Origin of the sequence: Helicobacter sp. 12S02232-10 (genome assembly GCF_002272895.1) — a bacterium.
GTDB lineage: Bacteria > Campylobacterota > Campylobacteria > Campylobacterales > Helicobacteraceae > Helicobacter_J.
Map to the genome: position 1 here is coordinate 49093 of NZ_MLAQ01000005.1, position 11011 is coordinate 60103.

The 11011-nt window shown below is 36.1% G+C and carries 10 protein-coding genes; 9 read left to right on the forward strand and 1 reads right to left on the reverse strand.

Going from position 1 to position 11011, the window contains the following annotated elements; all coding sequences use genetic code 11:
• The first annotated feature begins 15 nt into the window (after nt 1-15).
• The 9 genes from BKH41_RS05185 to rpsR all read left to right on the forward strand — a co-directional run bounded on the left by BKH41_RS05185 (nt 16) and on the right by rpsR (nt 7956).
• A complete protein-coding gene (locus tag BKH41_RS05185) occupies nt 16-996 on the forward strand; it encodes an iron-sulfur cluster assembly scaffold protein (RefSeq protein WP_095297666.1) in 981 nt (326 codons plus the stop codon).
• 203 nt (nt 997-1199) lie between these two features.
• Nucleotides 1200-2195 (forward strand): phosphoribosylformylglycinamidine cyclo-ligase, encoded by a 996-nt coding sequence (gene purM, locus BKH41_RS05190; protein WP_095297668.1) that lies wholly within the window; start codon nt 1200-1202, stop codon nt 2193-2195.
• Between the two features lie 19 nt (nt 2196-2214).
• Nucleotides 2215-2904, forward strand: a complete 690-nt coding sequence (locus tag BKH41_RS05195; RefSeq protein ID WP_095297670.1) for an SH3 domain-containing protein — start codon at nt 2215-2217, stop codon at nt 2902-2904.
• A complete protein-coding gene (locus BKH41_RS05200; RefSeq protein ID WP_095297672.1) occupies nt 2901-3695 on the forward strand; it encodes a shikimate dehydrogenase in 795 nt (264 codons plus the stop codon). Before BKH41_RS05195 ends, BKH41_RS05200 begins: the two co-directional genes overlap by 4 nt.
• Nucleotides 3696-5636 carry a ribonuclease R family protein gene (locus tag BKH41_RS05205; protein WP_095297674.1) on the forward strand — a complete coding sequence of 647 codons (1941 nt, stop codon included), beginning with the start codon at nt 3696-3698 and terminating at the stop codon, nt 5634-5636. It begins immediately after the preceding gene.
• Nucleotides 5637-5645: 9 nt separating this feature from the next.
• Nucleotides 5646-6647 (forward strand): DNA polymerase III subunit delta, encoded by a 1002-nt coding sequence (gene holA / locus BKH41_RS05210; RefSeq protein ID WP_095297676.1) that lies wholly within the window; start codon nt 5646-5648, stop codon nt 6645-6647.
• Between the two features lie 87 nt (nt 6648-6734).
• Nucleotides 6735-7157, forward strand: a complete 423-nt coding sequence (gene rpsF, locus BKH41_RS05215) for a 30S ribosomal protein S6 (RefSeq protein WP_095297678.1) — start codon at nt 6735-6737, stop codon at nt 7155-7157.
• 15 nt (nt 7158-7172) lie between these two features.
• Complete coding sequence (locus BKH41_RS05220; protein WP_095297680.1) at nt 7173-7691, forward strand: single-stranded DNA-binding protein; 519 nt, start codon at nt 7173-7175, stop codon at nt 7689-7691.
• Nucleotides 7692-7701: 10 nt separating this feature from the next.
• Nucleotides 7702-7956, forward strand: coding sequence for a 30S ribosomal protein S18 (rpsR, locus tag BKH41_RS05225; RefSeq protein WP_095297682.1), 255 nt, complete (start codon nt 7702-7704; stop codon nt 7954-7956).
• Between the two features lie 187 nt (nt 7957-8143).
• Here rpsR and BKH41_RS05230 read toward each other — a convergent pair whose 3' ends face one another.
• Nucleotides 8144-10951 carry an autotransporter outer membrane beta-barrel domain-containing protein gene (locus tag BKH41_RS05230; protein WP_180762740.1) on the reverse strand — a complete coding sequence of 936 codons (2808 nt, stop codon included), beginning with the start codon at nt 10949-10951 and terminating at the stop codon, nt 8144-8146.
• Between the last annotated feature and the right edge of the window lie 60 nt (nt 10952-11011).

Here is an 11011-nt window from a genome sequence, read left to right on the forward strand (position 1 = left end):
TGCAAAGGAAGAACAATGGCAAAGAATGATTTAATCGGAGGCGCATTGTGGGATGCGTATTCAAATAAGGTCAGTCAAAGGATGGATAATCCCACACATTTGGGAGTCCTTACAGAAGATGATGCAAAAGTTAAAGATGCAAAATTGGTTGTTGCTGATTATGGGGCGGAAGCTTGTGGCGATGCAGTCAGGTTGTATTGGCTTGTAGATAAAAATGATGTGATCATTGATGCGAAGTTTAAAAGTTTTGGTTGTGGGACAGCGATAGCAAGTTCAGATATGATGGCTGAACTTTGTTTGGGCAAAAAAGTCCAAGATGCTGTTAAGATTACTAATTTAGATGTTGAACACGCCTTAAGAGATGATCCTGATACTCCTGCAGTACCAGGGCAAAAAATGCACTGTTCGGTAATGGCTTATGATGTCATTAAAAAAGCTGCAGGCATTTATTTGGGCAAGAATGAAGAGGATTTTGAAAATGAGATTATTGTTTGTGAATGCGCGCGTGTAAGTTTAAGTACCATTAGAGAAGTTATCAAGCTCAATGATCTTAAAACGGTTGAGGAGATTACAAATTATACCAAGGCTGGTGCTTTTTGTAAAAGCTGTATAAAGCCCGGTGGTCACGAAGAGCGAAAATATTATTTGGTTGATATTCTAAGAGATGTCAGGGCAGAAATGGAAGCAGAGAAACTCAAAGAAAATATCCAAAAATCTGCTAGTGGTGAGCTTCCATTCAAAGAAATGACAATGGTGCAAAAAGTCAAAGCTGTTGATAAAACAATTGATGACACGGTTAGACCAATGTTGATGATGGATGGTGGCAATATGGAGATTATTGATATTAAAGATACTAGTGATGGGTATATTGATATATATATCCGTTATATGGGTGCTTGCAATGGGTGTGCAAGTGCATCGACAGGAACATTATTTGCAATTGAAAATGTTTTGCAGGAAAATTTAGATAAAAATATTCGGGTTTTACCTATTTGATATTTTGCTTTATTAATGATACAAAAACAAAGGGATGGCTTAATTTGTTTTGATATTCCAAAGAATTGTTGTTCTAGGACTATGCGCATCTTTGGAATACGCCCAAATTTCATTAGATTTTAAGAGTCTTTTAGGATAAATAAGCCGGTTTTGAGCCCATTAAAGATATAATAAATGGTATTTATAAACATTAAGGAAAAATAATGGGTAAAACGACCTACAAAGATTCCGGGGTTGATATTGATGCGGGTAATGCTTTTGTAGAAGCGATCAAACCTTATGTGAAAGCTACTTTTAATCAAAACGTAATCGGAGGTATCGGTTCTTTTGCAGGTGCTTATGCATTGCCCACAGGTATTAAAGAACCTGTTATTTTGGCAGCTACTGATGGAGTGGGAACAAAACTGAGGCTTGCAATTGATTCAGATAGACTTGGGAGTGTTGGGATTGATTTGGTTGCAATGTGTGTGAATGATTTGATTTGCAACTTTGCTTCTCCAATGTTTTTTTTGGATTATTATGCGAGTGGGAAGCTCGATAATCATCGCGCTGTTGAGGTGATAAAAGGGATTGCACAAGGGTGTAAGATAGCAGGTTGCGCACTCATTGGAGGAGAAACTGCTGAAATGCCTGGAATGTATCACGGAAAAGATTTTGATTTATGTGGGTTTGCTGTAGGTATTGCAGAAAAATCTGATCTAAAAAAAGGGGAGCAGATACGCTCTGGCGATATTTTGATTGCCTTCCCCAGTAATGGCATACACAGCAATGGATATTCTTTGGTCAGAAAGATTTTGTTTGAGGATCTTAAGATGAAGTTCCAAGATCAATTTTGTGGCAAACCTTTGATTGAAACTCTTTTAACCCCTACAAGGATTTATACTGATATTTATGGAAAAATCAAAGATAAAATCTATGCTCTTGCTCATATCACAGGAGGGGGTATTCTTGAGAATTTACCTAGAGCGTTGCCTGAGGGATTGGGTGCAGAGATTAGTAAAGGTCTTATTAAAACTTTGCCAATTTTTGATATACTAAAAGAAAATCTTGAAGAAAAAGAAGCTTATAGGGTTTTTAATATGGGGGTTGGAATGATAGGGATCATTCCAAAGCAAAATTTATCTTATATCTGTGAAAATACAGACGGGTATCAGATAGGCGAAGTTGTCAATTATGGAAATGGAGTAAAATTAATATAATGGGAATAAATCGGGCATAATGAATATCAAGTCTTTTTTTAAATTATATACAGTGCCTGTTTTGGCTTTATTTTTTGGGTTCGGTCTGTATTATATTATTTTTGTGGGGACAAATGATCAGGATCGTTTTTCTGTCTCAGAACCCGTAAGCAAGATTATCGCACAAGATACTGAAGAAAAAGTTGTTAAACCGCTTGTTGAGGATTCTAAGCAGTCTTTAAAGACAGATGAAAACGGACAAAATCTTCAATCAGATGTATCTGAAGAAGCTTCTCTCCCGATTCAAAATCCTAATATTTTAAGTGCAGATACTAAAACTGAAATGTATATTGTTTTGCCTAAAGTCATCAATATCCGCCAATCTCCCAATACTTTGTCAGGTATTGTAGGGAAACTTTTCCAAAATCAAAAAGTTGAGGTCGAATTTGCAACGGAGGGCTGGGCAAAAGTCAAAGATGGTTGGGTGCTTTTAAAGTTACTCAAACAAGAGAATCCTCTTGAGAATTCCAAAAATGTCAGTATTTTAGAAACCTATGTCGTAGTTCCCAAGAGTGTAAATATTCGCTCTGAACCTAGTCTTTCTTCAAAAATTATGGGTAAGCTTGTTGCAGGAAATACTATTGAAGTTGAATATGTTAAAGATGGTTGGGCAAAAATCAAGAATGGCTGGGTATCGTTTAGTTTGCTTAAAAAGCAGGATAACCATTGAAGCAGTTTTGTGTTTTCGGGAATCCTATAGAGCATTCTAAATCTCCATTGATCCATAATTTTACCTTTTTAACTCTTGCTTCAGAAATAGGTTTTTCTGGATTTTATGGCAGGCATTTGCTATCAGATTCCAAAGCTTTGAGGCAGACTTTTTTTGATTTGGGTTTGTATGGGGCTAATGTCACCGTTCCTTTTAAAGAAGATGCTTACTATCAAAGCGATATGGTTAGAGGCATTGCTAAAGAAATCGGTTCTGTAAATACTCTTGTGCTTGAGGATGGGCAATTGGTAGGTTACAATACCGATGCGGAGGGATTTTATCAAACGATTGTTTCTTATGGCTTTAAAAATGCCCTTATCATTGGGGCAGGCGGGAGTGCAAAGGCGCTTGCTTATATTTTAAGGCATAAGGGGATTGAGACAAGCTTAGTGAATCGCTCAAAAAAGCGTCTGGAGTCTTTTATTAAAGAAGGTTTTGAGTGCTATGAGACCGATGAGTTTTTACCAAGAGCTTTTGATTTGATCGTTAATGCGACACCTGCAGGACTTAAAGATATTTTTTTGCCTCTGCCTCTTGAGAAGCTTTCTCATCTGTTTAAATTTTCAAAAATGGCTTATGATTTAATTTATGGAATTTCTACGCCATTTTTGGAGCTTGCAAAAACTTCGGGTATTTCTTGTAAAGATGGTAAAGATATGTTGATTGAACAAGCTGTTTTGGCTTTTGAGTTATTTTGCGCCCATCGGGTTCCGCGCCAATCAATTGCCAAAAAGATGAAATTTATTTTATAAATGAAAGAATTTCTTTTTCAGCTTGCCTATGGAATAAAAATCATTCCCAAAAAATACGGGGCATTCATTGATAATCTGCAAAAAAAAGGACTTATCGAAAAAAACAATGGAATTTATTCTTTTAAAGAAGGTAATCTAGTCGGAAAAGTCGATATTTCAAGAGGAGGGAGAGCTTTTTTTTGCGTCTTTGATGGCAGAGATAAAAAAGATTGGATCATCAAGAGACTGCCAAAAGGTATCTCTCAAAATGACATTGTGCTTTGTAAGATTGTCAGGTTCAAAGGCAGATTGATGGCAGAATTTATTTCCTTGCTTCAAGCCCAAGACAATCGAATTTTATGTTATTTAAAAAAGATTAAAGGCGAAATTCTTGCTATAGAACTTAAAAATCCTCACGCCAAACCCATCAAATTAAAAGTTTCTCAAAAATCTTTGCTTGCTTTACCACGATTTTGCGTCATCAGTATGGATTTACGCACTAAAGAGATTGTAGAGATTCTTGGAGCTTTGGAAGATCCGCTCACAGATGAAAAGATTTCTTTATCTCTTTTTGGTCGCAAACCAGATTTTTCTGCAGAGTCGATTATAATGGCAGAAAGTTTTGGTAAAAAGGTGGATTCTGAAATGTTTCCTGAACGGAAGGATTTGACCTGTTTGCCTTTTTGTACGATCGATCCTGATGATGCCAAAGATCACGATGATGCGATTTATTTTGATTCTAAGACTTCTTGTCTTTATATAGCAATCGCTGATGTGAGTGAATATGTGAGTGTGGATTCTTCGTTGGATATGGACGCAAGAGAAAGGGGTTTTAGCGTTTATTTTCCACATAAAAGTTACCCGATGCTCCCTAAAAATTTGAGTGAAAATATTTGTTCGCTCAAAGAGAATGAAATCCGTCTTGCCTTCATTTGGCGGTTGCGTTTGCATAGGAGAAGTGCTGAAGTTTTGGAAGCTTCTTTGTTTGAGGGAATGATCTCTAATCATAAAAATATTAGCTATACCGATGTGGATAGATTGCTTGCAGGAGAAGAAATTTCTATGGATAAAGGGGTTAAAAAAAGCATTTTGGATTTTGTCCCCATTGCTCAAAAGCTTCGCTCAAAGCGATTAAAGAAAGGCTATGAATTTTTTAATGATGAGTTGCGATTAAAATTGGATTCTAAAGGGTTTTTGCAAAATGTGGATATTTTATATTCAGGTCCCTCGCATATGATTGTTGAAGAAGCAATGCTTTTGGCAAACAGACAATCAGCGCAACTTTTGGAGGAACATTTAAATGAGGGTGGAATTTATCGTATCCACGATAGACCTCCACAAGATCGTATAAGCGAGCTTTTTTTTGAATTGAAATCTTTGGGATTTTCTATTCCTGCTTCTAAAGATTTGCACCAATGTATCAGCTCTATCCAAAAACAGGCTGCAAAAAAAGATATGCAAAAACAGATTGATAAAATGATTATCAAAGCTCAGTCTCAGGCACTCTATTCTTCTTGCAATATCGGGCATTTTGGCTTAGGTTTTGAAACATATAGCCATTTTACTTCCCCGATTCGTCGCTATAGTGATTTGATTTTGCATAGAATGCTCAAACAAATCATTTCAGACTCTAAAAAATCTGAAAAGAAGCTTGCTTATTTGGCATCAAGCACTCGAATTTCTTGCGCACTTTTAAATGAGCAAGAAAGACAAAGTGCAAAAATAGAGATGGATTTTAAAGATCGTAAATATGCTAGATGGGCTTTAAAAAATATAGGTATCAGACTGAAGGGGATTGTTATGGATGAAAATCATCCTTTGCTTGTTTCTTTGATTGAGGGGATTATAGGTGCAAGAATTGTTGTGCAAGATTACAATATAGAAGCCAAGAAGCTTGATGGAGTGCAAATAGAAATTATAGATGTTGATATTGCTAGCGGAAAAATATTTGGCAGGATTTAGGAAAGCTTGATGTATAAAAAGGATTTGGATTTATTTTTGCAAAAATCTCTTCCTAGAGCTACGTTGCTTTATGGGGAGTCAGAATTTTTGATCAAATATTATTCCGATAAAATTGCACTTAAAATTACAGAATCTTCAAATAAAACGACATTTTATTACAGCGATTACGATTTTAAGGCAGTGATGGCTATATTGGGGCAAAGCTCTTTGTTTGGAGATGTCAGTTTAGTCGTTTTAAAACTAGATAAAAAACTCTCCAAAAAAGAAATAGATGAAATGCTTCACGCATTGATTCGCAATCAAGAGAATGCTTTAATCATTGAATTTTATCGTTCAGAGTCGCGATCAAATGCAGAATATGCTCAGGATTTTAAGGCTCTTAGTGCAAGCTTTAAAAATTCTTCTCTAGGTTCTTTGGGTATTGAAGTAAGATTTTTTACGCCGAATTTTCGCGAATCGATTGCATTGCTAAAAGAAAGGGCAAGTGCTTTGAATTTGACAATAGAAGAGCGTTTATTGGGGGTTATTTTAGGGATGCAAAATAATGATTTGGGGATTGCTTATAATGAATTGGAGAAATTTTGTATTTTAGATTCTCCCATTACTTTCGAAGATATTCAAAAGCTCTCTTATGGGCTTGGTAGTGTGAGTATTGATGATCTTTATGATGCGATTTTTAACAAAAAAGATATTTTTGAAATTTATGAAAAAATACAGGAAGAAGGGCTTGAAGAGTTGCAACTTTTGCGTGAGTTTGAGAGATATTTTTATCAGTTGTTTTTATTTTTTGCTTATATCAAAAGTCACGGATCGCCTAATGCTAAGGATATTTTAGGGTTTGCTCCGCCTCAAATGATGGTTGAAAAACTTGCTTCTAGATCCATTCGCATTAAGGAGGAGGGGTATAGGCGTATTTTTGAGTTATTTGGAAAATGGCGCAATGCGACTATGAGGGGTGAAAAAAATGCAAGTCTGCATTTTTTAATAAAATTACAAGCATATATCAGATAAAATAGAGTTTCTTTTTATTTTTTGAAAGAAAACCTTGCTCTTTTTTGGAATTTTATATAAAAGGGCTTTAAACCACAAGGAGAATTTATGAAACATTATGAAACAATGTTTATCCTCAAGCCGACTTTGGTTGAAGAGGAAATCAAATCCAAGATTGATTTTTACAAAGAAGCCATTACTAAAAATGATGGTATGATTGAAACCTGCTTGGATATGGGAATGAGAAATCTTGCTTATGAGATCAAGAAAAATAAGCGCGGATATTATTTTGTTATTTATTTTAAAGCACAACCTAGCTTGATTTTGGAGCTTGAAAGGCTTTATCGAATCAATGAGGATATTTTACGCTTTATTGTCATCAAATACGAGAGTAAAAAAGAGCAGAAATCTTGGCAAACATTGGTAGATAGGGCAAATAAAAAGCCAGAGCCAAAGCTTGTAAGAGAAAAATCAAAGCCTGAGACGGAAGCTGAAGTTCCACAAACATCAAGCGAGCCAAAGGCAGAATAAGCCAAAGGGAATCAAATGTATAATAAGGTCATTATGGTAGGAAACCTAACTCGTGATGTAGAGCTTCGATATTTACCAAGCGGATCAGCTTTGGCAACATTAGGGCTTGCAAGCAATCGTAGGTATAAAAAGCAAGATGGCACACAAGGTGATGAAGTTTGTTTTATTGATGTGAAACTTTTTGGGAGAGCAGCAGAGGTTGCTAATCAGTATTTGCACAAGGGTTCAAAAATTTTGATTGAAGGCAGATTGACTCTTGAGAGCTGGGTAGATCAAAGCGGGGCTAAAAAAAGCAGACATACCATTACTGCAGAGTCTATGCAAATGCTTGATACTAAAACTTCTGCCTCTCAAGATGATGCTTACCAACCCTATGAACCAAGTTATACACAGGGTTCTCCCAAAGCTTCTCCTGCTCAACCTGTCCAAAATAATTATTCACCAAAAGAAAACGCACAAGGTGGAATGAATGCTCAAAAGTATGAGCAAAATATTCCTGAAATCAATATTGATGAAGATGAAATACCTTTTTAGGAGATAAAAAATGGAACGCAAAAAATATTCAAAAAGATACTGCAAATACACTGAGGCAAAAATCGAATTTATCGATTATAAAGACATTGAAATGCTAAAGCATTCTTTATCTGAAAGATACAAGATTATGCCAAGACGACTGACTGGAAATACAAAAAAATGGCAAGAACGCGTTGAAGTTGCAATTAAGCGAGCAAGACATATGGCTTTGATCCCTTATATTGTGGATAGAAAAAAAGTAGTTGAAAATCCTTTTAAGATTTAAGTTTCTCCACTCTGTGTTTTAGCAGACATTCTATTATAAAGCAAAGTTTTTAGAAGCTGTATTGCTAAAACAGAGGAATGCAATAAGCTTTCTTTTATTCAAACTCTTTGTAGTCATAACGACATTCCTAATATATCGAGTCTATTGAATTGACTCGATATATTTTATGCATTATCTGAGGGATTTGTTAAAATCCCCATCGACCTCCCAAAGATATTAAATAATTTTGATTGAAATGTTTTCCACCAAAACCTGCTTCTAAATCTAGATATGCTCGAAAGGATTCGTTCAAGGTCGTATTTATCCCTAAAGAAACAATCCCCATATGATTGGCAGGAATAACGATGGATTCTGCATTTAATACATCAGAGCTTAGATCGATAGTCCCATTAAATGCTTTATCCCCTATATAGGACATCCCGATTCTAAAATCGCTTTGATGTTTGAGGGTTTTTAAGCTATAGCCTAAATTTGCACCGATTCTGCCTCTAAGAGCCAAAATATCAGGAAGATGGGCTTGAATACTGCGAGCGTTTTTGTCTGTTTCATCAAATCGATTCCCTTGCACATAGCCCAATATCATTTCTATAGAAGGTTCTATATAAAAGGAATGTTTAGAGGTTTGTTTTTCTTGAAGCAAAAAATTCCATCTATACCCTAATTCCTCTCCTAATGAGAGTGTATGGGTGTTTAAAATGCCATTATTTTTTGTTCCAATGTCTTGATTATTTTCTAAGGTAATCGTATTGTTGATATAAGATCCTTTGAAGATTGTGTCTGAATAGAATCCTTGATTGGAAACATAGGCATAATATATCCCGAATTCTATGAGATTGGAATTCCCTTTGAGGCTAATGTCTGAAGTCTCTGGGGTCGCTTTTGCGTTTGTGGCAGAACTTTTAAGATTGCTATGCCCATAAGAGAGTGCCCATCCGAAGTATGCCTTAGAATCTTTATAATCAAAGGAATCATCATAACCCCCTTGTACATTAAAATAATAATTCTTAAGTTCTTGTGCGTAGTTTGAAGTATTCATTCCATTAAATATTCTTGCCCAGAACCCTTTGGATTTCGGGTTATTTCTGAGTTCTCCCAAGCGTTTGTTTAAGTCATTGATATTAGATAGAAATAAGGAATAGCTAGAAACAACCGAGGCAATCGCACTTGCTTGTGCAGTAGGTGCGATTGCCTGTTTGATGAATTGGGATTGAGATGTTGTGGGTGTTTGGGATTGGATTTGAGTGTTTTGCTTTGATTGAGTTCCTTGAGTGTCTTGATTTTGGGTGCTGTTTGGTTTGGTTTGGGATTGAGATGTTGTGGGTGTTTGGGATTGTAAATCTTGAGTGTCTTGATTTTGTATATTCTTTGGCTTGTATGTAATGTTGGTGGTATCTTTTGTTGCTGTTGCACCATTCAAGTCAGTCAGGTAGTAATTGCTGTATGTTGAGAAACTACTACTAGTGTAGTGCCCTTGTTTTTCTTGCTCGGACTTTAGAGTAGAATCTATTATGATGGGCTTCTTTTTTTCGGAACTTGTTGTTATTGTTGTTGTCTGTGGGGTTGTCTCTTGAGTGGCTTCAATATCATAAGTGTAGATCAAAAGTCCATCTTGAACACTTTGCAATCCAGTTTTGAAAACATTTGCATTATATGCACTTAAAGAATTATTAACCACATTTTTTACTGAAGCAATCAGGATTTTATGATCATACAGAAAATCTTCAGGGAGTTTGGCATTAGGGAGTGGTTTGGGTGCTAAGATATTATTGCTTGAGTTGGTCGCAGCATTGATGATGATTTTATCAGAGTGGTAACCTTGTGCGTCTTTATCCCCGATGGCAAAAATAAAAATCCCGCCATTGAAGTTATCTAAATTTTCGATATTAGTCACGCCATAATAGGAGGTGTGTTGCAAAGCATTGCTTGGAATCATATGGTATCTGCTTGGATCAGATGGATCGGCGAAGGTGATAAAAGTATTTGCATTTTTAAAGGCATTCTCACCTTCTGCATAGCTCCCTTTTAAAGTATTAATCATAGAATCAGGCGTTAATGCAAGCCGCACGTTTTCAGATAGAGAAAGCGTGGAGCCAAGTTTAGGATTTGAATCGTAAATAGAAGCTGAGGAGTCAAGCATTTTCAAAGTCCCTGTATAATCAGATCCGCTTGCTAGGGTTAGATCTAAACCCATTAGAGTGAGGCTTGGAGAATGATTTTCTGCAATAAAGCCTTCTAAAAGCAGTTTGCCATTGATGGTGCTCTCTTTTAAGAAATTGACTTTGGCATTATTTTGGAGTCTTAGGGTATTGGTATCGTTCTCATCTGCACCGATGATAAAATTGCAACTGACAAAGTCATTAGTGTATGATGATGATCCTAGTGCCATTACAGAGTGATTTTTTAATGCGATAAAATTTTTATCTTCATAGTAGTAGAAATTAATTTTCTGTTTCCAGATCGAATGGTCTAAGGTTATAGCGGAATTTGTTGCTTGAACACGGTCGATATCTTTGGTATTGTTCTCAATAATGGAGTCTTTGGCATTGATGGTAAGAGAATTGAAATTTGCTACTTCTGGATTTCCTGAAATATTTGGATATCCTGTAAAACCCGCAAATCGGGTATGCTCCATATTGAGGGTAAGGACTGAATTGTAATTGCTGGTTATGGTACCAATGCTTGCAGGATTTTCCTGTGTGCCAACTGTGTGTATTGTAAGCCCTGAAGGTCCGGTATTTTGAAGGTCAATATTTCCGATATGAGAAGCATTATCGATATTTCCAGTGATAATGCCTCCATTATTCCAATATGCCAAGTTTGGATAACCGATATTTCCGATACTATTAGGGAGTGAATTTTCTTGTGTGTTGAAAAAAAGCGTGATGTTTGAGTTTTTTGAAAAGTCTAGATATTGATCCCCGATGGTAGTTCCATTTAGGTTGATGAAAGTGTCTTGAAGGATTGAATCTGCCATCATTGGATGATAAGATGCCAATATGCCTGCAAGTAAAAAGAACTTTAAAAAACGCTTATAATGCCCCCCCCCCCTCCGTGA